Origin of the sequence: Marinobacter halodurans, assembly GCF_004327985.1 — a bacterium.
GTDB lineage: Bacteria > Pseudomonadota > Gammaproteobacteria > Pseudomonadales > Oleiphilaceae > Marinobacter_A > Marinobacter_A halodurans.
In genome coordinates this window covers 41,243-67,977 of sequence record NZ_SJDL01000001.1, presented here as the reverse complement: position 1 = coordinate 67,977, position 26,735 = coordinate 41,243, and the positions used below count along the sequence as shown (strand labels likewise).

Here is a 26,735-nt window from a genome sequence, read left to right as displayed (position 1 = left end):
TCCGGTCCCCGTGCCGGCGGCCCGACACGCCTGGTCGGGCGTCACTCGGCTGGCTGATACCCACTCCGTGAAATCTGGCACCTTAATTGCTCCAGTCCCTGCAACACTGTTTGATTGATGCCTAGCGGCAAGAGGTTGCCATGTCCGGACTGGTGCTTAACTCCGCATCGCCCACACCCGATAAAATGTTGGACCGATCCCCGTCAGCTGGAGACACCGAGCGTTCCGGAGAAGCGTTCGAGGAAGTCTCTAACCGCGAGCAGTCGCGCCTGGAACAGAAAGAAGCGCAGCAGGAACGGGCCCAGCGCCGGGCGGAAGACGAGCGTCTGCAGGAAAAACGGGCTGAGCGGGTCGATGCCAAGGAGCGCCAGGAAGAAACCGCCCGCGCGGACAAGGCTGAAGAGCAGAGACGCTCCGATGACGCCAAGGATGCCAAGGGTAAAGAAGCCGATACCGCCGACGATGACAAGCCGGTCGCGGAAGGCCAGGCCGACAAGACCGAGAAAACGGCGTCTGAGGATGACAAGGACGGCAAGGATCAGAAAGACGACAAGCGGAAAGACGATGCCGCTGCCCCGATGCTCTTCTCCATGCCGACCAACGTGAAGGTGGAAACGACCAGGACGGCCGCCGCCGATGGCCCATCGACCCATTCGTCCGCTTCGTCCGCTTCACAGAATCCGCTGCAGGGACTTTCCCTCAAATCGCTGGCCCAGGGGGCGTCGGGCAACAGCGCTCAGGAGGGGCGCAGTGATGGCCTGGGTGCCGGCAAGTCAGACGCGGTCAGTACGCTGCTGGGTAAGAGCGTTGCCGCGGATGGCAAGGCCCTGGATTTTTCCGCCCAGCTGGGCCGCTTGCAGGGGGACAGCAACGCCCAAACCTCCGTGCCGAATAACGCCACCGGCTTGCAACGGGGGCTGGACGGTCGCGAGACCATGGCGCCCCTGAAAAGCTATTCCACCAGCATTGATCTGCCGGTTCAGCACGCCGAGTGGGGCGACAAGATCGCAGGCAAGCTGGCCTGGCTCACCAGTCAGCGCATGTCCGCTGCGGAAATCCATGTGACCCCGCCGGACATGGGGCCGTTGGAAGTCCGGGTCCAGGTGCACCACGACCAGGCCCAGGTGACGGTCCATGCCACCCATGCTGCCGTCCGTGACCAGCTGGAACTGAACGGCCACCGTCTGCGCGACATGCTGCAGGAGAACGGACTGAACCTGGATCGCTTTGAAGTGTCCGCTGACACGGCAGACCAGGGCGCCCAGCAGCAACTGCAGCAGGAGGATGAGAAGGGTGGCAATGGCAGTGGCAGCCTGGCCGGAGAGGGCGAGGAACTCTCGACCGACGAATCCGGCACGCTTGCCAGCGGTCAGCTTGATCTGAGCTGGCGTGGTGAAGTGGATCTTTACGCCTGACCGTCCGGTCAGGCTGGCTTTCCCCTCCCGCCCATCGCGACGCCGCTTTCGCCAGCCCCTCTTCAGAATGCACGGAACGCGTGTTCGTGGTTTATGTCTCCGCCTCCAGGCGCTAAACTTCTGTTTTCCAAAAGAACTGACTGGAGCGGCAGGATTGGCCTGTTCCTTGCTGCTAACCTCTCCAGACAGCGTGATACGACAATAATCTGACTGTAGGACTTATGGCGGAAAATACCGAGCAAGCCCCGGCGGGTGGGGGGAAAGGCAAGCTGAAGCTGATCATCGGCCTTGTTCTGATCATTATTCTGGCGGTGGGGTTGTCGGTGGCCGGTACGCTCTGGTTCCTGAAATCCGATGACGGTGCTGCCGCCGATGAAGCGGCCGCCGACGAGACGGCCGAGCCAGCATTCCAGCCCAGCCACTACTACGCCATCACCAAACCGTTTGTGGTCACACTGTCCACGGACGGGCGCCAGCGTTACATGCAGATCTTCCTGGCGCTGCAAAGCCGCAACCAGGGGGCGCTGGACGTCGCGCAGGCCAACATGCCGCTGATCCGAAGCCGGTTGCTGACCCTGTTTGGCGGGCAGGATTTCCAGGCCATGCAGACGCCGGAAGGCAAGGAAAAGCTGTTGCAGGAGACACTGGACACGATCAACGGCATCCTGGCAGAGGAAGGCGGCGAGCCGATCGACCATGTCCTTTTCGAAAATTTTGTGTTGCAGTAGCTATGACAGATTGTGGCCGATTGACTAATCTCGAGGTCGGATAGGGACTATGCAGGACTTACTCTCACAAGACGAGATCGACGCGCTCCTGCACGGCGTTGATGACGGCGATGTCGACACCTATGACGACGTCGACGATACCGGCGTCAAGAATTACGACCTGGCCAGCCAGGATCGGATCGTGCGCGGCCGGATGCCGACGCTCGAGATGATCAACGAGCGATTTGCCCGTTACACCCGCATCAGTCTGTTCAACATGCTGCGCCGCAACGCCGACGTTTCCACCGGCGGCGTGCAGATCATGAAATTTGGCGAATACATCCACACGCTGTACGTGCCCACCAGCCTCAACCTGGTCAAGATGCGCCCGCTGCGCGGCACCGCGTTGTTTATTCTCGACGCCAAGCTGGTCTTCAAGTTAGTGGATAACTTCTTTGGCGGGGAAGGTCGGCACGCCAAGATCGAGGGCCGCGAGTTCACGCCCACCGAGACCCGCATCGTGCAGATGATGCTCGATCAGGTCTTCAAGGACATGCGCGAGGCGTGGAATGCCGTCCTGAAGATGGATTTCGAGTACCTCAGCTCCGAGGTCAATCCGGCGATGGCCAACATCGTCAGCCCCAGTGAAGTGGTGGTGATCAGCACGTTCCATATCGAGCTGGACGGCGGCGGTGGCGAGCTTCACATGGCCCTGCCGTATTCCATGATCGAACCGATCCGGGATGTGCTGGACGCGGGTGTCCAGAGTGATATCGACGAAGTCGATGAACGCTGGGTCAATGCCCTCCAGGAAGACATCAAGGCCGTGAACGTTCCGGTCAATGCCACGGTCTGCCGACGCCGGATGTCGTTGCGGGAAATCGCCAAGCTCAAGGCCGGCGATGTGATTCCGGTGGAACTGGAAGAAGAGCTGACGGTAACGGCTAACGGCATTCCAATCTATCAGGCCCAAATGGGCACCCGCGACGGGAATCTGGCGCTGCGGGTCACCCGTCGCATGAACCGGCCCAAAGTGAAGAAGCAACTGAAGGTGAACAGGCATGGCTGAAGACGACAAAAAGAAAGAGGGGCAGGAGATGAGCGAAGACGAAAAGCTCGCTGCCGAGTGGGAAGCCGCCATGTCCGAATCCGGCGATGATGCGGCTGACGGCGAAACCGCTGCCGAAGACGGCGGTGAACGCGATGACGAATGGGCGGCCGCCATGGCGGAGGCCGGTGCCAGTGAAGAGGATGTGAAAGCCGCACCGATGGAAGAGTTCGGCCAGGAAAGTGCGATCTCGGAAACCGGCACGGGTCCGGCTCCGGATCTGGATGTCATCCTGGATATTCCGGTGACCATCTCCATGGAGGTGGGGAACACCCAGATCCCCATTCGTAACCTGCTGCAGCTCAACCAGGGGTCGGTGATCGAGCTGGACCGGTTGGCGGGCGAACCGTTGGACGTGTTGGTCAACGGCACCCTGATCGCCCATGGTGAGGTGGTCATGGTGAACGAGAAATTCGGTATTCGCCTGACGGACGTCATCAGTCCGGGCGAGCGCATCAAGCGACTGTCAAAATAAGAAAGCCTGACCCCCGGCCCGGCCGATGGCCCGGGCCTGACGGGTGGGTGGAGGTGTTCCCTTGTATCGCATCCTGTTCTGCGGATGGCTTCTGCTGCTCAGCGCCCCGTTGCTGGCCGAAGAGAAAAATGGCGCTGGTGCGGTCACCCGCGGCGCCGATAACCTCACATCACTGATGAGCCTGGGGCTTGGCCTGATTGTCGTCATTGCCCTGATTTTTGGCTGTGCCTGGCTGGTCAAGCGGATGAACGGCCTGTCCGGCATGAACAACCAGGCGATCAAAGTGGTCAGCGTCATGCCGGTGGGCGCCCGCGAGCGCATTGCCCTGATTGAGGTGGGCGGCACCCAGATCCTGGTGGGCATTACCGCCACCGCGATCCGGACGCTGCATGTCTTTGACGAGCCAGTGGTCAGTGGCAGCGTGGGCGGCGACAGTGAGTTTGCCAAGCGACTGCAGACCATGCTCGGGCGCAGCTGGGGTGATCGCTCGGCCTCCCGCAATGACCAGGGAGGTGATGCGTGACCCTGTTGGCCCGAAGCCTCAGACTGTGCCTGACGTGCCTGCCCCTGTTCCTGTTCGCTCTCCCGGCCCAGGCGGCTGATATTCCCGGCATTCCGGCGATCACCGTAACCCCGGGTCCGGACGGCAATACCCAGGAGTATTCGGTCACCCTGCAGGTCCTGGCGCTGATGACGGCGCTCACGTTCCTGCCGGCAATGCTGATGATGATGACGTCGTTCACCCGCATCATCATCGTTTTCTCCATCCTGCGTCAGGCGCTGGGGTTGCAGTCCACGCCGTCCAACCAGATCCTGCTGGGTCTGGCCCTGTTCCTGACCATCTTTATCATGCGGCCGGTGTTCGAGCAGGTGAACGAGACGGCGCTGCAGCCTTATCTTGCCGAACAGATGGCGCCCCTGGAAGCCGTCGAGGCGGCTTCCCAACCGTTCCGCAAATTCATGCTGGCCCAGACCCGGGAAGACGACCTCGGGCTGTTCATGCGGATTTCCGGCGAAAAGGCGGCCAGCCCCGACGATGTGTCGTTCTGGGTGTTGATGCCGGCTTTCGTGACCAGCGAACTGAAGACCGCCTTCCAGATCGGATTCATCCTGTTCATACCCTTCCTGGTCATCGATATGGTCGTGGCCAGCGTGCTGATGGCGATGGGGATGATGATGCTGTCACCGATCATCATCTCGCTGCCTTTCAAGATCATGCTCTTTGTGCTCGTTGACGGCTGGTCCCTGATCATGGGAACGCTGGCAGCCAGCTACGGACTGTAGGGGAGGTCAGTCATGACCCCGGAAACCGTTATCGACATCATGCGCCAGGCGCTCTGGTTGATTGTCCTGCTGTCGGCCATCATTATCGGGCCGGGGCTGGTTGTCGGTCTGATCGTCAGCACGTTCCAGGCGGCGACGCAGATCAACGAGCAGACCCTGAGCTTCCTGCCGCGCCTGCTGGTCACCTTGCTCTCGATCATCGTGTTCGGTCCCTGGATGCTGCATCAGCTCATGGAGCACACCGAGCGCCTGATTACCAACATTCCCTACCTGATCGGCTGACGATGGCGCTGGAGATTGCCGCCGACGGCATCGGGCAGTGGGTCGGGCAGCACGTCTGGCCGCTGTTCCGCATCGCCAGCTTCATGATGACGATCCCCTTCGTCGGCGCCGCTCTGGTGCCGGCGCGGATCCGCCTGGGCCTGGCGCTGCTGATGACCATCCTGATCGTACCCATGATCGGCGACGTACCCAAAGTCGACGCGCTCAACGCCAATGCGGTGGTGATCACCATCCAGCAGGTCCTGATTGGCGCCGGACTGGGCTTCGTGTTGACCGCCCTGTTCCAGTTGTTCGTGATTGCCGGCCAGATGATCGCCATGCAGATGGGGCTGGGCTTCGCCTCGATGGTGGATCCGGCCAATGGCGTCAACGTGCCGGTACTGGCACAGATCTACACGATTACCGTGACGTTGCTGTTCCTGGCCATGAACGGTCATCTGGTAGCCTTCGAGGTTTTCCTGGAGAGCTTCCGGACGATTCCCATCGGGCCCGGTGGCCTGGGGCCGGACGCCTACTGGGAACTGGCGCACCGGATCACGTGGATGTTCGTATCCGCCATGCTGCTGGCCTTGCCGGCGGTGACGGCGGTATTGATCGTCAATATCTCGTTCGGGGTGATGACCCGGGCAGCGCCCCAGATGAATATCTTCTCCCTCGGCTTCCCGATTGGCCTGATTTTTGGATTGTTTGCCATCTGGGTGCTGCACGCCAATTTTCTGCCACACTTTGACGAGTACACCCGGCAAACCTTTGATTTCATGCGCTCCATAGAGCAGGTCCCCTGATCCGACGGGTTGACGACAATGGCTGAAGAAGACGACAACAGTCAGGAAAAAACCGAAGAGGCCACCCCCCGAAGGCTTGAAAAGGCCCGCGAAGAGGGGCAGACCGCCCGCTCCCGTGAGCTGGCGACCATGGCCGTCCTGTTGGCGGGCGCCAGTGGCCTGCTGATGTTCGGTTCCACATTGGGGGCATCCCTCGAGCGCATCATGCGCTACAGCTTTTCCTTCGAGCGTATGGTGGCGTTTGACACGAACTATATGACCACCATGCTGGGAGCCGCCGCCCAGGATGCCGCCGTCGCGTTGTCGCCCATTCTGCTGTTGCTGCTGGTGGCGTCCATCTTCGGGCCGATAGGCATCGGCGGTATTCTGTTCAGTGGCAAGGCCATTGCCCCCAAGCTCAGTCGTATGGATCCCCTCAAGGGGCTCAAGCGGATGTTCTCGCTACGGGCGCTGATCGAGTTGGTCAAGGCGGTGGCGAAAGTGGCGCTGGTGATGGTTATCGCGTTGGTGATCCTCGACCAGCGCACCGACGACTTATTGGCAATCGCCGAGGAAGCACCGATTCCGGCCATGGAGCATGTGTTGTGGACGTTGGGCTGGAGCTTTTTCCTGCTGTCCTGCGCCACCATTATCATTGCGGCCATCGATGTGCCGTTCCAGATCTACGACCACCAGAAAAAGCTGCGCATGACCAAGCAGGAGGTCAAGGACGAGTTCAAGGACACCGAGGGCAAGCCAGAGGTCAAGAGCAAGGTCCGTCAGCTCCAGCGGGAGATGGCCCAGCGTCGGATGATGCAGGATGTGCCGACGGCCGACGTGGTCATTACCAACCCGACCCATTATGCGGTAGCGCTCAAGTACGACCAGAAGAAAATGGCGGCGCCGGTCGTCGTGGCCAAGGGCGCCGATCAGGTGGCCTTCAAGATCATGGAAATCGCCCGGGAGCACAAGGTGGATGTCTTGCGCACGCCGCCGCTGACCCGGGCGGTCTATCACAACACCGACGTGGGCGGCGAGATTCCCCAGGGCCTTTATGTGGCGATTGCCCAGGTATTGGCCTACCTGTACCAGTTGCGGCGTTATCGTCGTGGGCAAGGACAGCGACCGGGTATGCCGGACTTCCCGATTCCCAGTGATTTGCGGCGGGATAGTTAACGCAGGCGCAGAGCCACCATGGGCAGCCTTGCAGGCTGCTCCGAAGCTGAAGCGTCGGCTGCATCGGCGGCCTACTCGAGTCTGTAGCAGATGCTTTAGCTTCTGAGGCGCCGCCAGGCGCCCGTGTCCAGCCGCTAACTCCGTGCGTCCAGAATTCGAACCAGCGGCGTCCCGCGGCTTTCCGGAATCGGCAACCGCCCGTAGAAGTCTTCCGGATCAATCGCCCGAACATCATCAAACCCCAGTCCCGCCAAATGCCGGGCCCCGGACTCGCCATCCCGAAAATGAAAACTGACCTGGGCCCGGGTCATCTGGCCCAGCGCACCGCGCAGCACATCCAGGCCACGGCCCAGAATTTTCCCTTCGGGCTTGAGATAGGTTTCCGTCAAGTAGGCCGAGCCCGGTCTTGCCTCCAGGCAGCGCGCCAGCCGCCGCCAGAACTGACTGATGTCGTCGAGCGAGAAGTAGCTGGTCAGTCCTTCGGTCACCACCAGCAGCGGGCGACCGGCGTCGAACTGATCCTCAATCACCCGCTCCAGCGCCAGCGGGCCGCCATCGGCAAAAATATCGATGGGCCGAACCTGATGATGGTCCCCCAGATAACCGTGGGTGGCGAGATACGCTGCCTTGCGAGTAGCCATGGCCGGCAGGTCGGTTTCCAGCATCTGCAGGTGAGGGAAGCGCTGGCGCAGGCGGATGCCGCGGGGCGACAGGCCACACGCGATTTCCAGTATCTGGCTGATGCCGCGCTGTTCGATGGCTTCGTGAATCAGCTGGTCGATGATCAGGTGGCGTTGCAGAAGAAAAGTGCGGATATTGCCGCCGGTAACCAGGCGACTGAGCCCCTCAAAAGGCGTCATCAGGTTGTACAGGGCGTGGCCGGCGGGTGGTGTGAGGCCGTCTTCCGAAAGGCCATTGTGCTGCCAGACGGCGCCGGTGTAGAGGGCGGTAAAGCTGATGCCGGTGCTGTCGATCGGGCGGGTCATGGGCGATCCTTGTTGTTGTCAGGGACGAGCCCTGACAACAGGCGCTCCGCTAAGAGGAGCGCCTGCTCAAGGCCCGAGCTATTCTGCCGCCGGGGAATCTCCGTTGGGAATGGTCGAATCGCCCCACGCAGCCTGGCTGCCGGGCAAGATCAGGTTCAACCCGATGGCCACCACCGCGCACAGGGCGATGCCTTCCACGTGACCCAGGGCCATGCCGCCAATACCGAAGACCAGCGTGACACCGGCAATCACCAGATTGCGGGCTTCGGACAGGTCGACGTGGTGACGGATCAGCGTGTTCAGACCGACGACGGCAATGGAGCCGAACAGCAGGCACAGGATGCCGCCCATGACCGGTACCGGAATGGTCTGCAGCGCGGCGCCGAACTTGCCGATGAAGGCCAGCAGGATCGCCACGATGGCCGCCCAGATCATCACCCGCGGGTTGAAGTTGCGGGTCAGCATGACCGCGCCGGTGACTTCGGAATAGGTGGTGTTGGGCGGACCGCCCAGCATCGCCGCAGCGCTGGTGGCCACGCCGTCACCCAGAAGGGTGCGGTGCAGACCCGGCTTCTGGATGTAGTTCCTGCCGGTCACTGTACCGATCGCCAGCACGTCGCCGATGTGCTCAACCGCCGGTGCAATAGCCACAGGGACCATGAACAGGATGGCGCCCCAACCAAATTCCGGGGCGACGAAATCCGGGATGCGCAGCCACGCCGCTTCGCTGACGGGCGACAGGTCGACAACCCCCATGATGGCGGACGCAATATACCCCACAACCACACCGAACATGATGGGGATGAGCCGGAACATGCCCTTGCCGAATACCGCAAAGAGAATCGTGGTAACCAGGGAGATCATCGAGATCCAGATGGCGGTGTCGTAGGGGATCAGTTGGGCACTGCCATCGCCGGCCTTGCCCATGGCCATGTTGACGGCAGTGGAAGCCAGGCCCAGACCGATCACCATGATGACCGGACCGATGACGACCGGCGGCAGCAGACGATTCAGGAATCCGGTGCCGCGTAGCTTGACGGCGCCGCTGAGCACCATATAGAGAACTCCCGCGGCAACCAGGCCTCCCAGCGTCTCCTCCATGCCGAACCTGGCCTTGGAGGCAATAATGGGGGCGATGAAGGCAAAGGAGGACGCCAGGAAAATGGGGATCTGGCCGCCGGTGATGATCTGGAAGATCAGGGTGCCGAGACCGGCGGTGAACAGGGCTACGTTCGGATCCATGCCGGTGATCAGCGGCATCAGGACCAGGGCGCCGAAGGCGACCAGCAACATCTGGGCGCCGGCCAGGGCCTGGCGCCATACCGGTTCGTTCGGACTCGTCTGCATGCTTAGTTTTCCTTCTGTTTGGTGCCGAAGATCTTGTCGCCGGCATCACCGAGCCCGGGCAGGATGTAACCTTTCTCGTTCAGCCGCTCGTCGATGGACGCGGTGTAGATGGAGACATCCGGATGGGCCTTCTGGACCTTGTCGATGCCTTCCGGCGCCGCCACCAGGACCAGGGCACGAATTTCCGTGCTGCCGGCCTTCTTGAGCAGGTCAATGGTGGAGATCAGCGAGCCGCCGGTGGCCAGCATGGGATCGACGATCATCGCCATACGCTGGTCCAGTTCGCCGACCAGCTTTTCCAGGTAGGTGCTGGCTTCCAGGGTTTCTTCGTTACGGACCTGGCCGACCACGCTGACGCGGGCGCCGGGGATCAGGGTCAGGACGCCTTCCAGCATGCCCATGCCGGCACGCAGGATGGGGACAATCGTCACTTTCTTGCCGCTCACGCGATCCACTTCCACCGGCCCGGCCCAGCCCTGGATGGTCTGTTTTTCCAGCTGGAAGTCCTTGGTGGCTTCGTAAGTCAGCAGGGCCGTGATCTCTTGCGCCAACTCACGGAAGTTCTTGGTGCTGATGTCCGCCCGGCGCATCAGGCCGAGTTTGTGGCGGATCAGGGGGTGCTTTACCTCGAGGACGGGCATGGCTCACCTTCTTTTCTAAAATAGGGACATAAAATCTCACCAAGGATACCTTACTTCCCCGATTCAGTCAGTCCGGGTAGGCCGCAATCCCCTTGTCGGGCGGGTTGAGCGTCGGTTGGTACGCTTATTGCGAAATACCCTCCAGATACAGTCGTGCCGTCAAAAAAACGACATCTCGGCACGTGAGATACCCTGTTTACTGGAGAACATCGGGTCGTGGACAGAGCGCTGGTCCTCAATAACGTCAAATCGCTGACAAACGGCAACCTGGGCATCCCGGTCCTGCTGATGGCACTGCTGGGCATGATGATCCTGCCCATGCCGGTGTTCCTGCTGGACGTGCTGTTCACGTTCAACATCACCCTGTCCATCGTCATCCTGCTGGTGTGTGTGTACGCATTGCGGCCAATGGAGTTTGCCGCGTTTCCGACGGTGCTGCTGGTGGCCACGTTGCTGCGTCTGGCGCTGAACGTGGCTTCGACCCGGATTGTCCTGCTCAACGGTCACGAAGGGGGCGACGCCGCCGGTAAGGTGATCGAGTCGTTTGGTGCCGTGTTGATCGGCGGCAACTACGCCGTCGGCCTGGTGGTCTTCGCCATACTCGTCATCATCAACTTCATGGTCGTCACCAAGGGTGCTGGTCGGGTGTCGGAAGTCAGCGCCCGCTTCACCCTGGACGCCATGCCCGGCAAGCAGATGGCGATCGATGCCGACCTGAACGCCGGCCTGATCGATCAGGACGAAGCCAAGGCCCGTCGCGCCGAAATCGCCCAGGAGGCGGATTTCTATGGCTCCATGGACGGTGCCAGCAAATTCGTGAAGGGCGACGCGATCGCCGGCCTGTTGATCCTGTTCATCAACATCGCCGGCGGCGTGGCCATCGGCATGATGCAGCACGCCCTGTCGTTCGGCGATGCCATGCGCAGTTACGCGCTGTTGACCATCGGTGACGGCCTGGTTGCCCAGATTCCGTCGCTGCTGCTTTCCACCTCCGCCGCTATTATGGTGACGCGGGTCACCTCCAGTCAGGACATGGGCCAGCAGATCCTGTCCCAGATGTTCACCGCACCGCGGATTCTGTTTATTGCCAGCGCCATCCTGATCATCCTGGGCATTATCCCGGGGATGCCGCACGTGGCCTTTATAGGGCTCGGTCTCATTGCCGGCGCGGGCGCCTACTACATCTGGAAACGCCAGCAGCAGGTGGAAGAGGACGAGACCGTCTTTCCGGCGCGTGGGGGCGGTATGCCGCGCTCGGCGCCTTCCGGCGGTCCGCAGGGCGGCGGCGATGGCGCGCAGAAACAGGCCTTGCCCGGTCCGCAAACCGAATCCCGGGAACTGGGCTGGGACGATGTGTCCACGGTCGATATCGTCGGCCTGGAAGTGGGTTACCGCCTGATCCCCATGGTGGACAAATCCCAGGGCGGCCAGCTGCTGACCCGGATCAAGGGCGTGCGCAAGAAGCTGTCCCAGGATCTGGGCTTCCTGATGCCGTCGGTCCATATCCGCGACAACCTGGACCTGATGCCCAACGTTTATCGCATCACCCTGATGGGCGTGACCATTGCCGAAGCCGAGATCCACCCGGACCGGGAACTGGCGATCGATCCAGGCCAGGTGTTCGGCAAGATTGAAGGTATCGAGGGCAAGGATCCGGCGTTCGGCCTGGATGCCAGCTGGATCGAACCGGACAAGAAAGATCAGGCCCAGACCCTGGGCTACACCGTGGTGGATGCCAGCACCGTGGTGGCGACCCATCTTAACCAGATCCTGCAGAAGCACGCCCACGAGCTGATCGGTCACGAGGAAGTCCAGAAGTGGCTGGAGCAGTTGGAGAAGATGTCGCCCAAGCTGGCGGAAGAGCTGGTACCCAACACGATTTCCATCAGTCTGCTGCTGAAAGTCCTGCAGAGCCTTCTGAAAGAAGAGGTGCCGATCCGGGATATGCGGTCGATTGCGGAAGCGGTCGTCAATGTACAGCCGAAGACCCAGGACGCCCGGATCCTGACAACAGCCGCCCGCCAGTCCCTGCGTCGGATGATTGTCCAGAGCATCTGCGGCAACGAATCCGAGATCCCGGTCATCACCCTGGATCCAGAGTTGGAACAGATGTTGCTGAAGTCCATGCAACAGAGTCAACAATCCGGCGGCCAGGACGATATCGGTCTGGTGCTGGAGCCCAACATGGTGGAGCGGCTCCAGCGCTCCCTGCAGGACGCGGCCCAACGTCAGGAAATGATGGGCAAGCCCGCCATCCTGCTGGTTTCGGCGCCACTGCGGCATGTCATGGCGCGCTTTGTGAGTTACGGGGTCGAACGCCTGCACGTCCTGTCTTACCAGGAAGTGCCGGACAACAAGCAGATTACGATTGTCGCGTCGGTGGGCCAGCAGTGAGGCTCGCCCAGCAACAGCAAGGCGTCGCGGGCCGCGGCGCCACCGGAGGTAGGTCATCATGAAGGTTAAACGGTTTTTTGCTCCAACCATGGCGGAAGCCCTGAAGATGGTTCGCCTGGAGATGGGAGAGGATGCCGTCATCCTGTCGAACCGGCGCGTGGACGGGGGCGTCGAAATTGTGACGGCTCTCGACTATGACGAAAATCTGGCGCGTCAGCGTCTGGGCACCGCCGCGGTCGAAGCCACCAATGGCGCCCGGCTGGCCGAAATGCAGGCGGAACAACATCGCCGCCTGGAGGAAGAACTCGGCCGCTCGCGAGACCGTATCCGGGAAATTCGTGAAAAGCGCCAACCCCGTGAGCAGGACATTCTTGATTTCACCACGCCGGAACCGGCGGCTGCCGAACCCGCTCAGGACGCCACCCATGCGGCCCTCGAAGCCATGCGGGCGGAAATCCATTCACTGCGGGATATGGTCAACGAGCGTCGTTCTCCGGCCGCTGCAAATGGACCGGCAAACGACCCGGTGGACGCGAGTCAGCAGCGCTTGATGGAGCGACTGGAAGAGTACGGACTGTCCCACACGCTGGCCTCCACGCTGTCTCGTAACGCGGCTGGTGTTCGACTGGAAGAGGGCTGGAAGCGGGCGTTGCGCACGCTGGCGGCCGGCCTGCGCACCCAGCATCAGGAGCTGGTCGAGCAGGGTGGTCTGGTCGCGTTGGTGGGCCCCACTGGCTCTGGCAAGACCACCACCATCGGCAAGATGGCGGCGCGTTATGTCCTGGAGCACGGCGCCGATTCCCTGGCGCTGGTCACCACCGACCGCTATCGGATCGCGGCACATGAGCATCTGTTTGTATTCGGTCGCATCCTGAACGTGCCGGTGCGGGTGGTGGATGAGAGCCATTCCCTGGACCAGATCCTCGATGACCTGTCCGATAAACGCCTGGTTCTGATTGACACGGCGGGCCTGACCCATTCCGATCGCGGCCACCAGGAACAGCTTGAGGAGCTGGCTGCAAGCCGGCATCCGGTCAAGCCTTACCTGGTGCTGGCAGCCACCAGCCAGCCTCGCATTATGAAATCCACGTGGCATTGCTATAAGATGGCGAATCCGGCCGGGTGTATCATGACCAAACTGGATGAAGCCCTGACACTCGGCGAGGTGCTAGGCTTTGCCATGGAAACGGGTCTTCGGGTGGCGTATTACACCGATGGGCAGCGTATCCCCGAGGACATTCATCCGGCACAGGCGGCTCCCCTGGTCAGACTGGGTGTGGAGCGTCTGAAGCAGGTTCGGGAAACCGCCGTGGTTGCAGCCGGCGCCTGAGGCCTGGGAGTCCGCCGGAACAGCCGCAGGGCGTTCATGGGCTCCACTATCGAGCCGGTCATCAACCGGCCATCCTTATCAAGAGTTGTCGTGAGAGACTGTATCCGGCATGAGTAGAGTTAACCCGGTCCAGGTGATCGCCGTCTCAGGTGGCAAGGGCGGCGTTGGCAAGAGCAACGTTTCGGTCAACCTGGCTATTGCATTGGCACAGATGGGGCGTCGGGTGGTGGTTCTGGATGCCGATCTGGGGCTGGCCAACATCGACGTCCTGCTGGGTATCACTGCGAACCACAATCTCAATGATGTGCTGAACGGCAAGTGCGACCTGCGCGATGTCCTGGTCGACGGCCCGGGCGGCATCAAGATCGTTCCCGCCTCGTCCGGCACCCAGCGGATGACCCAGCTGACGCCCATGGAACACGCTGGCCTGATCAACGCCTTCAGCGAACTGGGCGATCAGATCGACGTGTTGATCGTTGACACCGCTGCCGGCATTTCCGAATCGGTGGTCAGCTTCCTGCGGGCGTCTCAGGAATTGCTGCTGGTGGTCTGCGACGAGCCCACTTCCATTACCGATGCCTACGCGCTGATCAAGCTCATGAACCGGGACTACGGGGTGAACCGGTTTCGCATCCTTGCCAACCAGGTTCGCAACGAGCAGGAAGGCAAGCATCTGTTTGGGAAACTGACCCGGGTTACCGAGCGATTTCTGGATGTTGCGCTACAATATGTGGGCATCGTCCCTTACGACGAAGCCGTCAAGAAAGCGGTACAACGGCAGCGTGCGGTGCTTGACGCTTACCCACGCGCCAAGGCCTCGCTGGCGATCAAGGCGCTGGCCCAGCAGGTGGACAACTGGCCGCTCCCGTCTTCTCCACGGGGGCATCTCGAATTTTTCGTTGAGCGCCTGGTGGATGCCTGATGGAGTACCCTGACCGACAGGTGGCGTGGTATGGCGGTCGATTGAAACACACGGGTAATCCGGATTGATGACGTTGGCAAAAGGCCTGGGAATCTACCAACAGACCAGTTCACGCAAGTCGGCCCATCAGTTGGTCGAGGATCATGCGCCACTGGTGAAAAAGATCGCGTTGCACATCCTGGCGCGGCTGCCTGCCTCTGTCCAGCTTGAAGACCTGATGCAGGCCGGCATGATCGGCCTTCTCGAGGCAGCTCAGAAGTACGACGCCGGCAAAGGCGCTTCCTTTGAAACCTATGCGGGTATCCGCATTCGCGGTGCCATTGTGGATGAGATTCGCAAGGGCGACTGGGTGCCGCGTTCCGTCCACCGCAATTCCCGTCGCATTGCCCGGGCTATCAAGGCTGTTGAAGACCGGGCCGGGCGTGAAGCTCACGACCATGAAGTGGCCGACGAGCTGGATATGACGCTGCCGGAGTATCATGCCTGCCTGGCAGACTCCAGCAGCGGCCGTCTTTTTAGTCTGGATGAGCTAAATGAATCGGGAGAGCTGCCGATAGACAATGAAGAGGCCGTGCCCGATCGTCCGTTCGAAGAGCTGTCGGCAGCCGGATTCCAGCGCAGTCTGGCCGAGGCGATCGCGGCGCTGCCGGAGCGGGAAAAGCTGGTGTTGAGTCTGTATTACCAGGAAGAGCTGAACCTGAAAGAAATCGGCGCCGTCATCGGTGTCAGTGAAAGTCGGGTCAGCCAGATTCACAGTCAGGCGGCATTGCGCCTGAAATCACGTCTGACGGATTGGCAGGAAGCCCGTTAGCCACGCCGTTCAAAGCCGGTTCGCAAAACACCGGTGGAGCAGGGCAGAATGGGCGGACGCGCCACATCAGGCGCGACAAGCAAAGAGTTGACATCGAATTCCGGGAGCTTGTGGTCAGCGTTGATGCCCAGGCTACGATCCCGGAACTGTAGTTTTTGGTAACGGACGCTTTACAGCGGGCGTTGACGCGACAGAATAGGCGGTGCTTTCAGTGGCGCCGGCATCGTATGGATTGCCGGACACTGAACTGGACGCTGGATTGGTATTCCGGGCTGTAATGATTGGAGGTCCCTTTTGGACAAAAACATGAAAATTCTGATCGTGGACGATTTTTCCACGATGCGACGGATCATCAAGAATCTGCTTCGCGACCTCGGTTTCACCAATACTGACGAGGCGGATGACGGCAACACCGCGCTGCCCATGCTCAAGAGCGGCAAGTATGACTTCCTGGTCACCGACTGGAACATGCCGGGCATGTCCGGATTTGAGCTGCTGCAGGCCGTTCGCGCGGACGAGAACCTCAAGAACCTGCCGATCCTGATGGTGACGGCGGAAGCCAAGCGCGACCAGATCGTTGCAGCGGCCCAGGCCGGGGTGAACGGTTACGTCGTCAAGCCGTTCACGGCGGCTGTCCTGAAGGAAAAAATCGAGAAGATTTTCGAACGCATTCAGTCCTGAGCATCAGAGCGCCAACCATGGGCACAAACAAAGATAAGGCAGGCTCCCTGGATCCCGATGTTGTGGCGAAGCTGCAGCACCAGGTGGAAGAGTTGAAACAGCAGGTGGACGCCGGCGACTACGCTGCGGCGATGCGCCTGATCAACGAGCTGAATGACGTCCGGGACCAGAGTCTCTATCGCGAGGTTGGCCGGCTGACACGCAGCCTTCATGAAGCCATTCGCAACTTCAACATCGACCCGCAGAACCCGGAACAGCAGGAAGCCCTCTCCAAGATCACGGACGCCTCCGATCGGCTGGCCTACGTGGTCGACATGACCAGTCAGGCGGCCAACCGCACCATGGACATTGTGGAAGAGGCGATGCCCAAGGCCAACAGCCTCCGGGAGCAGGCCATTGCATTGCGCGCCGACTGGCACAAGCTGCGTCGCCGTGAAATCGGCGCGGGCGAGTTCCGCGAGCTTTACAATCGAATTGATAACTTCTTCGAGCAGACGGCCAATGACGCGGAAGTCCTGTACGGCAACCTGTCGGAAATTCTGCTGGCCCAGGACTTCCAGGACCTGACCGGCCAGGTGATCCAGAAGGTCACGGCATTGGTCAAGGAAGTGGAAGAACACCTGCTGAGTCTGGTGGTCATGGCGAGCCACGTCGATGAAATCACCGGCACCGTCCACGACATGGGCGATACAACGACAACAATTGAAAAAGGCGAAGGCCCTCAAATGAACGCCAAAGAGCGTGAGGATGTCGTATCCGGCCAGGATGATGTCGATGACCTCCTGTCCAGCCTTGGTTTTTGAGTGAGGACACTGCATGGCGCTTGATGCTGACGAAGAAATTCTCCAGGACTTCCTGGTGGAGGCTGGCGAGATACTCGAGAAGCTGTCCGAGCAGCTGGTGGATCTGGAACAGAATCCGGACGACGGCGATCTGCTGAACGCCATCTTCCGCGGGTTCCACACCGTCAAGGGCGGCGCCGGCTTCCTGCAGCTTGAGGCCCTGGTCAACTGCTGCCATTCGGCGGAGAACGTCTTCGATACCCTGCGTAACCACAAGCGCCGGGTCGATTCCGACCTGATGGATGTGGTCCTGGAGGCGCTGGACAACGTCAACGCCATGTTCGATCAGGTCCGCAACCGCGAAGAACCCACCCCCGCCGAACCGGCCCTGATCGAGGCGCTTGACGCCCTGGCACTGCCGGAAGGCGCAGCGCCTGCGGCGCCCGAAGCGGAGGTCGCCCCCCCGCCCGAGCCCGCCACTTCCGGCACCGGGGGCGATGCCGACCACGGCGATATCACCGATGAGGAATTCGAGCAGCTCCTGGACGCCCTGGAGGATGAAAAGTCATCGCCCGGTGACAGCGGCAGCGACGATGAAATTACCGACGACGAATTCGAGAACCTCCTGGACGAGCTTCACGGTAAAGGCCAGCACGGCGGCAAGCCGGCGGATGACGACAAGCCAGCAGGGGCTTCCGGCAACGGCGGTGACGATGACATTACCGACGACGAGTTTGAAAGCCTGCTCGATGACCTGCATGGCAAAGGCCAGTTCAAGGGCGTCGTCGAACCGGAGCCGAAAGGCGGTGACAAAGCGGGTGCCGAGGACAAGAGCTCCAGTGGTGCCGGCGGCGATGAGCTGATTACCGACGACGAGTTCGAGAACCTGTTGGACGAGTTGCACGGCTCGGGTCAAGGCCCCGGGGCACCGGGCACCAGCCAGCCGGTGGCGAAGAAGCCGGAACCGGCACCCAGTAAGCCCGAGAAGCCGGCGGCAGCCAGCAAGGACGAGAAAAAGGGGCCCGCCACCCCGGCAGTACCCCAGCGGGATAACCAGCCGGCTGCTGAAACCACCGTGCGGGTGGACACCAAACGCCTTGACGACATCATGAATATGGTGGGCGAACTGGTACTGGTGCGTAACCGTCTGCAGCGCCTGGGCAACGACAGCGAAGACGAGCAGATGCACAAGGCGGTGGCCAACCTGGATGTGGTCACCACGGACCTGCAGTCTGCCGTCATGCAGACCCGGATGCAGCCGATCAAGAAGGTCTTTGGCCGCTTCCCGCGTGTCGTGCGTGACCTGGCCCGTAGCCTGAAGAAAGAGATCAACCTGGTCATGCACGGTGAGGACACCGACCTGGACAAGAACCTGGTCGAAGCGTTGTCTGATCCGCTGGTTCACCTGGTGCGCAACTCGGTCGACCACGGCATCGAAGCGCCGGATGTCCGAGAAAAGGCCGGTAAACCGCGCACCGGTACCGTGACGCTGTCGGCGGAACAGGAGGGGGATCATATCCTGCTGTCCATCGAAGACGATGGCGGTGGCATGGATCCCGACAAGCTGCGACAGAAGGCCGTCGAAAAAGGGCTGTTTGAGCAGGATGTGGCGGACCGGCTGACCCACAACGAATGCTACAACCTGATTTTTGCACCGGGTTTCTCAACCAAGGAACAGATTTCCGACGTCTCCGGACGTGGTGTCGGCATGGATGTGGTCAAGACCAAGATCGGCCAGTTGAACGGCACCATCCACGTGGAATCGGAAATGGGCAAGGGGTCACGGATCCTGATCAAGGTGCCGCTGACCCTGGCCATCATGCCAACGCTGATGATCATGCTGGGCGACCAGTCGTTCGCCTTGCCGCTGGTCAATGTGGTGGAGATCTTCCACCTGGACCTGACCAAGAAGAACGTCGTCGATGGCCGCGAATGCATCGTGGTCCGCGACAAGGTCTTCCCGATCTACAACATCAAGAACTGGCTGGTCCACGGAGCGGCCAGCGAACCTGAGCCTGAAAACGGACACGTGGTGATCGTGGCCATGGGCACCAAGCGGGTCGGTTTCGTGGTGGACCAACTGATCGGTCAGGAGGAAGTCGTGATCAAGCCGCTGGGGCGTATGCTCCATGGAACACCGGGCATGGCGGGCGCAACCATCACTGGCGATGGTCGGATAGCGCTGATTATCGATGTGCCCAGCCTGCTGCAGCATTATGGATGAATGGGGAGACTCCTGAGTGACCGTTTCCGTTCTGGTCGTTGATGATTCCGGATTTTTCCGCAAGCGGCTGACCGAAATACTGAACACGTCGGATAGCATCCGGGTTGTCGGTGCGGCCACCAACGGTCGCGAAGCGGTCGAGATGGCCGACAAGCTGCGGCCGGACGTGATCACCATGGATTACGAGATGCCGATCATGGATGGCATCTCCGCGGTCAAGGAAATCATGAAGCGCCGGCCCGTGCCGGTGCTGATGTTTTCCTCGCTGACCTATGAAGGCGCCCGGGTGACCCTGGATGCGCTGGAAGCCGGGGCGGTGGATTTCCTGCCCAAGAATTTCGAGGAGATCGCCCGGGACAACAGCCAACTCCAAAAGATCCTGCGTGAGCGTATCCTGGATGTGGCGCGCAGTCGCCCAGGTAATCGTCCGGCTCCTGCGGTGCCATCGACGCCGCCTCCGGCCCAGCCGGCTCGCCCCCAGACGCGTCCAGCGCCGGCGCGGCCGACCCCCGCCCAACGCCGGGCCGAGCCGGAAGCCGAGGCCCAACGGCCTTCCCGCCGGGCCCAGCCCCGCAGTTTTGCGGTGGTGGGTATCGGTACTTCCACTGGCGGCCCCATTGCCTTGCAGCGTGTTCTGACGCGTCTGCCGTCCCGCTTCCCGGCGCCGATCGTGCTGATCCAGCACATGCCCGCCAGTTTCACGCCGGCCTTTGCCGACCGTCTCAACAAGCTGTGCCAGATCGAGGTGCGTCAGGCGGAAGACGGCGACATGCTGCGCCCGGGGCTGGCGCTGCTGGCGCCCGGCGGCAAGCAGATGATGATCGAGAACAAGGGGCCACACGGGCGGGTGCGTATCCTGGAAAGCGACGAGCGCCTGACCTACAAGCCCTGTGTCGACGTGACGTTTGGTTCGCTGGCCCGGAGCTTTCCCGGCAAGACCCTGGGCATCATCCTCACCGGCATGGGAGCAGACGGCAAGGAAGGCTGCCGCATGATGAAACAGTCCGGTAGCGTGGTCTGGTCCCAGGACGAAAAATCGTCGGTGATCTACGGTATGCCCATGGCGGTTGCCAAGGCGGGGCTGAGTGATGAAGTCCTGACACTGGACGACATCGGTGCGCGGATGGTTGAGGGCGTCTGCTGATGGATTTGCTCAGCTTGCTGGGCATTATCCTCGCGTTCGCCGCCATCCTCGGCGGCAACGTGCTGGAGGGCGGTGCGCTGGGATCGCTGTTTAACGCGCCGGCCGGCCTGATTGTCGTGGGCGGCACCGTGGCCGCCACCATCCTGCAAACCTCCTGGCCGGTGATCAAACGGGCCATCACACAGGTTCGCTGGGTGTTTGTTCCGCCCTATATCGGTCTCGAAGACGGCATCGACAAAGTCATCAACTGGAGCGTGCGGGCCCGCAAACAGGGGCTGCTGGGGCTGGAAGGCCTGGCCGAGCGGGAACCGGAGCGGTTTGCCCGCAAAGGGCTCCAGTTACTGGTCGATGGCGCCGAGACGGAAGCCATTCGCAGCATCATGGAAGTCGAGCTGGATGCCCGGGAGCAAAGTGACATCGAAGCGGCCAAGGTGTTCGAGGCGATGGGTGGCTATGCCCCCACCATCGGTATCATCGGCGCCGTGATGGGACTGATCCAGGTGATGACCAACCTGGAGGATCCCAGCACGCTCGGGGCTGGCATTGCCACGGCCTTTGTCGCGACCATCTACGGCGTGGCGCTGGCCAACCTGCTGTTCTTCCCGGTGGCCAGCAAGCTGCGCGCCATCGCCCGCCAGCGCTCACGCTATGAGGACATGATGATCGATGGCCTCATAGCGATCGCCGAAGGGGAGAATCCCCGCTCCATCGAACTTCGCCTCAAGGGCTTTATCCAGTAGCAGGCACGACTATGCGACGTCGGCGCGCCAGAGATGACGATCAGCACAACCGGGAACGCTGGCTGATTTCCTATGCGGATTTCATCACCCTGCTGTTCGGTTTTTTCGTCGTGATGTATTCGGTCTCTTCGGTCAATGAGGGCAAGTACAAGGTGCTCTCGGAAACCCTGACCGGCGTCTTCAACGCGCCGCAGCGTTCGGTGGAGCCGATTGCGGTGGGCGATCGCATCTCACGTCCCGAACCGCCCGCCGAGGACCAGGTTATTGCCCCGCCGGTGGCCACCGCGCCGGCCAACCCGGCCAGTGACGAGGAAGGGCGCAGCAAGGCCCTGGAATCCATTGCCAACCAGCTTGAAGACCATTTCCAGACGCTCATCAACAAGGGCCTGATTACCGTTGAGACCAACGAGAACTGGATCGAGCTGAGCCTGCAGAACAGTCTTCTGTTTGGATCCGGTGACGCCGAGCCCCATTACGATGCCTTCCCGGTGGTGGAAAAGATCGCCGGTATCCTGTCGGGTCACGACAACGCCATCCGCGTGGAAGGGTTCACCGACAACCAGCCCATCCATACCGCGGCCTATCCCTCCAACTGGGAGCTCTCGGCCGCCCGGGCGGCAGCCATTGTCCGCCTGCTGGCCAACAACAACATCGACCCCCGACGGATGGCGGCCATCGGCTACGGCCAGTATCAGCCGGTCGCCCGCAACGATACCCGGGAAGGGCGCAGCCGCAATCGGCGGGTGGTCCTGCTGATCTCCAGGGATGCCAGCATCCGCGGCGCCGTTCGTTGATGATCGGTCATCGACAGCTCAATCCGCGTTTAATTCCTGCCTCCAATTCGCTGAAACTGGCACGGTTTCTGTATTTACCCTTATCGTAACAGCCAGCAGGCAAAGGTTTGCCTGTCGGCATGCGGTTGACTCCGGTGGACGGCTCAAGTTTTCCGTCACCGAGTCGATACAAAAATAAATGTCATGGCAGCGGCGAGTGCGATCTAATCGGGCACCGCAGGGTACTGCAGTGAGCCTCAATGGGAGAGTTATTTCGTGCGAATCTGGGCGGTCGCCAATCAGAAGGGCGGTGTCGGCAAGACGACGACGGTGGTTACGCTGGGCGGGTTACTGGCTGAGTCGGGCAAGCGTGTGCTGGTTGTCGACCTCGACCCCCATGGTTCGCTGACCAGTTGGTTCGGGCACGATCCGGACCGGCTGGCCCACAGCGCTTTCGACCTGTTCCAGCACAACGGCAAGGTGCCCGAGGGGCTGCCGGCACAACTGCTGCTGGAGACGTCCTGCCCGGGACTGTCGCTAATCCCGGCCAGCTCGGCGCTGGCGACGCTGGAGCGTAAAATGGTTGGTGTCGAGGGAATGGGGCTGATCGTTTCCCGGGCCCTGGCGCAGCTGTGGGACGACTTTGACTACGTGCTTTTGGACAACACCCCGTCGCTGGGGGTATTGATGGTCAACGCGCTGGCGGCATCGCAGCGGCTTCTGGTGCCGGTACAGACCGAGTTCCTGGCCATGAAGGGGTTGGAGCGGATGATCAACACGCTCAGGATGATCATCCGGTCGCGCAACACACCGCTGCCGTACACGATCATCCCGACACTGTTCGATCGTCGCACACAGGCGTCTGTGCATAGCCTCAACGCGTTGCGCAAGGCGTACCCCGAGGACCTGTGGCGCTTCGCCATTCCGGTCGACACCAAGTTCCGGGATGCCAGTGAGGCGGGGCAGGTGCCTTCGGCCTATAGCGGTGACACCCATGGGGTCAGGGCTTACCGGCGCTTGCTGGAAGACCTTGTGGAACAGGGCAGAGGCCAGGAATGAGGACGTCAGTTTGTTGACGCCGGAGTCGTTGATGCAGGAAAAGAGTCAAAAAGCAGACTACGTCGACCCAACGGCAGCGCTGTCCAGCTACCTGGACGAGCTGCTGTTCGTGGCGACCAGCGCGGCGACGGAAACCGAGACCGAAACCAGCACTGAAGTCAAAGCCGAGGCGCCCGCAAAGCCGGTGGACGCTGCTCCGGCCGTGGACGTTGCGGAGCAGGAGCGGGTCAAGCAGGCCGAACGCGAGGCCCGCCGTGCGCGTGTGCGTGCCCAGGCGCAGCGGGTGAAAGCCCGTCGGGCAGAAGCGGAAAAACGGCGTCAGGCCGAAGCGCTCCGGCAGGCCGAGGCAAAGTCGGTCGCGACGGAAACGACGCCGGTGGCCCCGGAAGTCGAGACCGCGGCGGATCGGCACGCCCAACCCAATGCCCAGCCGGCGCCACAGGGTCGACCGGCCTGGGCGGATCAGGCGTTCGAATGCCTGATTTTCCGGGTTGCGGGCCTGCAGTTGGCGGTACCGCTGGTGTTGTTGGGGGCCATCCACCGTATGGACACCGACCTGCACTCGATTCCCGGGCGCCCCCGCTGGTTTATGGGCATGATGCCGTCCGGCGAACACAACCTGAGGGTGGTGGACACCGCGGAGTGGGTCATGTCCGGGCGCGTTCCCGAAGGCGCGCGGGAAGGCTACCAGTTCGTTATCCGGCTGGATGACAGCGAATGGGGCCTGGCCTGCGATGAAGTGGCGCAATCGTTTACCCTGCGGCCGGACGACGTGCGCTGGCGCTCGGAGCGAAGCCGCCGGCCCTGGCTGGCGGGAACGGTGGTGGACCACATGTGCGCACTGCTGGATGTCGGTGCCATGACCCAACTCCTTTCCCGGGCAGAGCGGGAGCAAAAGCTCGACCTGAACTGACGGGATTTTCAAATATTGAAAAATGACGGTTTGCCCGGGATGGCACGCTTTGTGCCCTGTTCTATAGTAAGGGGCAGCCGTGTTGGAATTTTGACAGCGTTTGTACGGTGCCCCTTGCTGGGGTGCCATTTGATGAAGAGAGGATTCTATGGCTTCCCCAAGCGGACAACAGGGTCAGGGCGCAGAGGACAAGGTCCTGCAGTACGTGACCTTCAAGCTCGACGATGAGACCTACGGCATCGACGTGATGCAGATCCAGGAAGTGCTGCGTTACACCGAGATTGCCCCGGTTCCGGGTGCTCCGGACTACGTGCTGGGGATCATCAACCTGCGCGGCAACGTCGTGACGGTGATCGATACCCGCCGCCGGTTCGGTCTGGCGGATGCCGAGGTGACCGACGCCACCCGTATCGTGGTGATGGAGTCCTCCCAGCAGGTGATGGGCATCCTGGTGGATTCGGTGGCGGAAGTCGTCTATCTGAAGTCCAGTGAAATCGAAACCGCACCCAATGTGGGGAACGAGGAAAGCGCCAAGTTCATCCAGGGGGTGTGCAACAAGAACGGCGAACTCATCATCCTGGTTGAGTTCGACAAGATGCTGGCAGATCACGAGTGGGCGGAAATCGCCGCACTGTAACCCCTCCCATCTGAGGGTCCCGACGGGGCGTGCTGCTGCCGGCCAGGAGAAAAGGCTATGGCTGACTGGTTAGACATTGCACCCTGGGCCCTCACGGCAGGCTCACTGATCCTGCTCAGTGTTCAGGCCGGCCTCAATCGTCGTCGCATCCAGCAACTGGAAACCCGGTTCCGTGAGCGCCTGGAAACGGTGGGTCGCGAACTGCATGCCACCAGCAGCGGCAGCATGGGGGTGGGGCAGCGGGTAATCGCCTGCGAGCGCAGCCTTCACGAGTTGCGGGCGGCGGTGGACGAGATGCGTCAGAACGATCCGCTGAGGATTTCCTACGACGAGGCCTCGCGCCTGGTCGACCTGGGCGCGGATATCGACGACCTGATGAATACCTGTGGCATTTCCCGGCCGGAAGCGGAACTGGTCTCCGCGCTGCGGCGTAGTCAGGTGGCCTGATCCGGTCCGTCTGCTTCCGGTGAGTCTGTCTGGCCCGCATCGGCCGGCGTCTTGCCCTGCAGGTGGAAGGCAAAGGCGAGTATCTCGGCGATGACCCGGTACAGGGTTTCCGGGATTTCCTCGTCCAGGTCCAGTCGCCCCAGAATCCCGGCCAGCTCGGCGTTCTCGTAAAGCGGGACGCCGTGCTCCCGGGCGATGCGGATAATCTCGCGGGCCAGCTCATCGGTGCCGCTGGCCGCCACGGTGGGCGCCCGCTCACCATCGTATTTGAGAGCGACGGCCGTCTCGCGCCGATAATCTGTCTCGCCGTGCCCGCTCATGCCCTGATATCCACCAGTCGATGATCCAGTTGCGTTCTGGCGCCCTGCGGCTGGCCGCGACGGCATTCCAGTTCCACCACATCCAGCCCCAGGTCGCCGAGGCGCTGTTTCAGTTGCGGCAGTTCCTCGTTGGCGCGGCGCAAGGTGTCTGTTTTCTCGGCCCAGATCCGGGCCGAGACCTGCTGTTGCTGGATGCCCAGTTCGAAGGTGACCGCACCGGCTTCGTCCAGGTCCATCGCCAGCGTCAGCCGCCACTCCGCCACACGCCGTTTGGGGCGATGATTCTCGGCTTCCTCACCATAGTGCTCCAGGCGCAGTTGGGCGGTGCGCGGCTGGTTCAGGGCGTCCAGCCAGGGCAGTTCCAGCAGCCAGGTGGGGGTGGCTACCGGTGCATCCGCCGTGGTGCGCGTGGTCAGCGTCTGGCTGTGCAACTGGTTGACCGTGATGCGGTTCAGCATGCCCGCCAGCAGGCGCAGCATCTGGCCGGTGTTGAGCTGATCCTGGGCCGGCGGTGGCGTCAGCGGGGAGCCGGCCTGCGGAAACTGCAAAGGCGACTGGACCAGATCTTTGCTGGTTAAAGGCACATAGCGGTTGAACGCCTCGGCCTCTTCATTCTGGCTGTTGAGCAGGGCCGTGACCAGACGGTTCAGGGCCAGTTTCAGGTCAGCCGGTGGCGATGTCGGCGCCTGCGCCAGGCGGCTTTCGGCAAACAGGCCGCTGTCGCGAACCCAGGCTTTCAGGGTGTCGACCGGATTCTCGGTATTGGCCCGCTGAAGCTTGCCGGCCTGCGGTAGCTGGGAAACCAACTGTTCGAGCGCTTGGCGGACCTGCGGTGGCATCGGCGCCTGGCGGCTGTCTGCCGGCGTGGACGGGGCATTTTGCAGGATTCGGGTGAGTTGCCCAAGCCCCTGGTCCAGCCGGTGTTGCCAGGGCAGGTGCTGGGCCAGTTGCTGGGCAATCCGGGCCTGTGGCGTGGTGTCCGGGGCCACCTGGCCCATCAGTCGCAGTTCATTCCCGGCGCGCATGATCTTGACCCAGTCACCGGGCTGCAGGCGGGTATCGCTATTGACCACCAGGGATTTGCCGCGCACCTCCAGCAGGAGTTGTTCCGGGGTCGAGGCGGTCTTCTCCAGGATTTGGGATACTCGGGCCAGCACCTGCTGACTCTGGCGCAACTGCAACTGGTCCAGCAACTGACGCGGGCTGACCGTCGGGCGTGGGACCGACTCCTCTGAACGGCCGGTTGTGGAGGCTGGGCGTGCCGATGCCCCCTTGTCGGTTGTGGCGCCCTTGTCTGGCGTGGGTGGTGTCTGTCCCGGTACGGGAATCTTCATGCTTGGCCCGTTGGTAGTAGGGGAATCCGCCCTTAGAGG

28 protein-coding genes are annotated in these 26,735 nt (G+C 61.7%); 23 read left to right on the top strand and 5 right to left on the bottom strand.

Going from position 1 to position 26,735, the window contains the following annotated elements:
* Positions 1-185: 185 nt before the first annotated feature.
* The 9 genes from EZI54_RS00325 (at position 186) to flhB (ending at position 7,211) form a co-directional block, all read left to right on the top strand.
* Complete coding sequence (locus tag EZI54_RS00325) at positions 186-1,415, top strand: flagellar hook-length control protein FliK (protein ID WP_165495639.1); 1,230 nt, start codon at positions 186-188, stop codon at positions 1,413-1,415.
* A 221-nt stretch (positions 1,416-1,636) separates the two neighbouring features.
* On the top strand, positions 1,637-2,143 hold the full coding sequence (locus EZI54_RS00320; RefSeq protein WP_131477888.1) for a flagellar basal body-associated FliL family protein: 507 nt from the start codon (positions 1,637-1,639) through the stop codon (positions 2,141-2,143).
* Positions 2,144-2,192: 49 nt separating this feature from the next.
* Positions 2,193-3,191 carry a flagellar motor switch protein FliM gene (fliM, locus tag EZI54_RS00315; RefSeq protein WP_123633223.1) on the top strand — a complete coding sequence of 333 codons (999 nt, stop codon included), beginning with the start codon at positions 2,193-2,195 and terminating at the stop codon, positions 3,189-3,191.
* Complete coding sequence (gene fliN, locus EZI54_RS00310) at positions 3,184-3,705, top strand: flagellar motor switch protein FliN (RefSeq protein ID WP_123633225.1); 522 nt, start codon at positions 3,184-3,186, stop codon at positions 3,703-3,705. Before fliM ends, fliN begins: the two co-directional genes overlap by 8 nt.
* Before the next feature lie 61 nt (positions 3,706-3,766).
* A complete protein-coding gene (gene fliO / locus EZI54_RS00305) occupies positions 3,767-4,228 on the top strand; it encodes a flagellar biosynthetic protein FliO (RefSeq protein WP_407944032.1) in 462 nt (153 codons plus the stop codon).
* 5 nt (positions 4,229-4,233) lie between these two features.
* Positions 4,234-4,989, top strand: coding sequence for a flagellar type III secretion system pore protein FliP (gene fliP / locus EZI54_RS00300; protein WP_131478274.1), 756 nt, complete (start codon positions 4,234-4,236; stop codon positions 4,987-4,989).
* A 12-nt stretch (positions 4,990-5,001) separates the two neighbouring features.
* Positions 5,002-5,271 carry a flagellar biosynthesis protein FliQ gene (fliQ, locus tag EZI54_RS00295; RefSeq protein WP_131477886.1) on the top strand — a complete coding sequence of 90 codons (270 nt, stop codon included), beginning with the start codon at positions 5,002-5,004 and terminating at the stop codon, positions 5,269-5,271.
* A 2-nt stretch (positions 5,272-5,273) separates the two neighbouring features.
* Positions 5,274-6,056, top strand: coding sequence for a flagellar biosynthetic protein FliR (fliR, locus tag EZI54_RS00290; RefSeq protein ID WP_131477884.1), 783 nt, complete (start codon positions 5,274-5,276; stop codon positions 6,054-6,056).
* Between the two features lie 18 nt (positions 6,057-6,074).
* A complete protein-coding gene (flhB, locus tag EZI54_RS00285; protein WP_131477882.1) occupies positions 6,075-7,211 on the top strand; it encodes a flagellar biosynthesis protein FlhB in 1,137 nt (378 codons plus the stop codon).
* A 134-nt stretch (positions 7,212-7,345) separates the two neighbouring features.
* Here flhB and EZI54_RS00280 read toward each other — a convergent pair whose 3' ends face one another.
* The 3 genes from EZI54_RS00280 to upp all read right to left on the bottom strand — a co-directional run bounded on the left by EZI54_RS00280 (position 7,346) and on the right by upp (position 10,185).
* Complete coding sequence (locus EZI54_RS00280) at positions 7,346-8,197, bottom strand: class I SAM-dependent methyltransferase (protein WP_131477880.1); 852 nt, start codon at positions 8,195-8,197, stop codon at positions 7,346-7,348.
* Between the two features lie 78 nt (positions 8,198-8,275).
* Positions 8,276-9,544, bottom strand: coding sequence for a uracil-xanthine permease family protein (locus EZI54_RS00275; protein ID WP_131477878.1), 1,269 nt, complete (start codon positions 9,542-9,544; stop codon positions 8,276-8,278).
* A 2-nt stretch (positions 9,545-9,546) separates the two neighbouring features.
* A complete protein-coding gene (gene upp, locus EZI54_RS00270; protein ID WP_123633231.1) occupies positions 9,547-10,185 on the bottom strand; it encodes a uracil phosphoribosyltransferase in 639 nt (212 codons plus the stop codon).
* 216 nt (positions 10,186-10,401) lie between these two features.
* Here upp and flhA point away from each other — a divergent pair, with 216 nt between their 5' ends.
* The 14 genes from flhA to EZI54_RS00200 all read left to right on the top strand — a co-directional run bounded on the left by flhA (position 10,402) and on the right by EZI54_RS00200 (position 25,042).
* Entirely contained in the window at positions 10,402-12,579 is a 2,178-nt protein-coding gene (gene flhA / locus EZI54_RS00265) for a flagellar biosynthesis protein FlhA (protein ID WP_131477876.1), read from the top strand.
* A gap of 58 nt (positions 12,580-12,637) precedes the next feature.
* Complete coding sequence (gene flhF, locus EZI54_RS00260; protein WP_131477874.1) at positions 12,638-13,909, top strand: flagellar biosynthesis GTPase FlhF; 1,272 nt, start codon at positions 12,638-12,640, stop codon at positions 13,907-13,909.
* Positions 13,910-14,018: 109 nt separating this feature from the next.
* Positions 14,019-14,831, top strand: a complete 813-nt coding sequence (locus EZI54_RS00255; protein ID WP_131477872.1) for a MinD/ParA family protein — start codon at positions 14,019-14,021, stop codon at positions 14,829-14,831.
* A 67-nt stretch (positions 14,832-14,898) separates the two neighbouring features.
* Positions 14,899-15,642, top strand: a complete 744-nt coding sequence (locus EZI54_RS00250; RefSeq protein WP_131477870.1) for an RNA polymerase sigma factor FliA — start codon at positions 14,899-14,901, stop codon at positions 15,640-15,642.
* Between the two features lie 294 nt (positions 15,643-15,936).
* On the top strand, positions 15,937-16,323 hold the full coding sequence (gene cheY, locus EZI54_RS00245; RefSeq protein WP_123633236.1) for a chemotaxis response regulator CheY: 387 nt from the start codon (positions 15,937-15,939) through the stop codon (positions 16,321-16,323).
* 17 nt (positions 16,324-16,340) lie between these two features.
* Positions 16,341-17,126: a protein phosphatase CheZ gene (locus EZI54_RS00240; protein WP_131477868.1), complete on the top strand. Its 786-nt coding sequence runs from the start codon at positions 16,341-16,343 to the stop codon at positions 17,124-17,126.
* Between the two features lie 13 nt (positions 17,127-17,139).
* Positions 17,140-19,329 (top strand): chemotaxis protein CheA, encoded by a 2,190-nt coding sequence (locus EZI54_RS00235; RefSeq protein ID WP_131477866.1) that lies wholly within the window; start codon positions 17,140-17,142, stop codon positions 19,327-19,329.
* Between the two features lie 16 nt (positions 19,330-19,345).
* Entirely contained in the window at positions 19,346-20,473 is a 1,128-nt protein-coding gene (locus tag EZI54_RS00230) for a protein-glutamate methylesterase/protein-glutamine glutaminase (protein WP_131477864.1), read from the top strand.
* Positions 20,473-21,213, top strand: coding sequence for a flagellar motor protein (locus tag EZI54_RS00225; protein WP_131477861.1), 741 nt, complete (start codon positions 20,473-20,475; stop codon positions 21,211-21,213). Before EZI54_RS00230 ends, EZI54_RS00225 begins: the two co-directional genes overlap by 1 nt.
* An 11-nt stretch (positions 21,214-21,224) precedes the next feature.
* Complete coding sequence (gene motD / locus EZI54_RS00220) at positions 21,225-22,007, top strand: flagellar motor protein MotD (RefSeq protein ID WP_131477859.1); 783 nt, start codon at positions 21,225-21,227, stop codon at positions 22,005-22,007.
* A 255-nt stretch (positions 22,008-22,262) separates the two neighbouring features.
* On the top strand, positions 22,263-23,045 hold the full coding sequence (locus EZI54_RS00215; RefSeq protein ID WP_131477857.1) for a ParA family protein: 783 nt from the start codon (positions 22,263-22,265) through the stop codon (positions 23,043-23,045).
* Positions 23,046-23,076: 31 nt separating this feature from the next.
* On the top strand, positions 23,077-23,958 hold the full coding sequence (locus EZI54_RS00210; protein WP_131477855.1) for a chemotaxis protein CheW: 882 nt from the start codon (positions 23,077-23,079) through the stop codon (positions 23,956-23,958).
* A gap of 148 nt (positions 23,959-24,106) precedes the next feature.
* The gene (locus tag EZI54_RS00205; RefSeq protein WP_131477853.1) at positions 24,107-24,595 is read left to right on the top strand and encodes a chemotaxis protein CheW; all 489 of its coding nucleotides are present in this window, start codon (positions 24,107-24,109) and stop codon (positions 24,593-24,595) included.
* Between the two features lie 57 nt (positions 24,596-24,652).
* Complete coding sequence (locus tag EZI54_RS00200; protein WP_131477851.1) at positions 24,653-25,042, top strand: DUF2802 domain-containing protein; 390 nt, start codon at positions 24,653-24,655, stop codon at positions 25,040-25,042.
* Here the strand turns inward: EZI54_RS00200 and EZI54_RS00195 are convergent.
* Together EZI54_RS00195 and fliK are read right to left on the bottom strand one after the other, a co-directional pair.
* Positions 25,030-25,362: an EscU/YscU/HrcU family type III secretion system export apparatus switch protein gene (locus tag EZI54_RS00195; RefSeq protein ID WP_131477849.1), complete on the bottom strand. Its 333-nt coding sequence runs from the start codon at positions 25,360-25,362 to the stop codon at positions 25,030-25,032. The genes EZI54_RS00200 and EZI54_RS00195 overlap by 13 nt on opposite strands.
* Complete coding sequence (gene fliK, locus EZI54_RS00190; RefSeq protein WP_131477847.1) at positions 25,359-26,696, bottom strand: flagellar hook-length control protein FliK; 1,338 nt, start codon at positions 26,694-26,696, stop codon at positions 25,359-25,361. The genes EZI54_RS00195 and fliK overlap by 4 nt, the downstream gene beginning before the upstream one ends.
* Between the last annotated feature and the right edge of the window lie 39 nt (positions 26,697-26,735).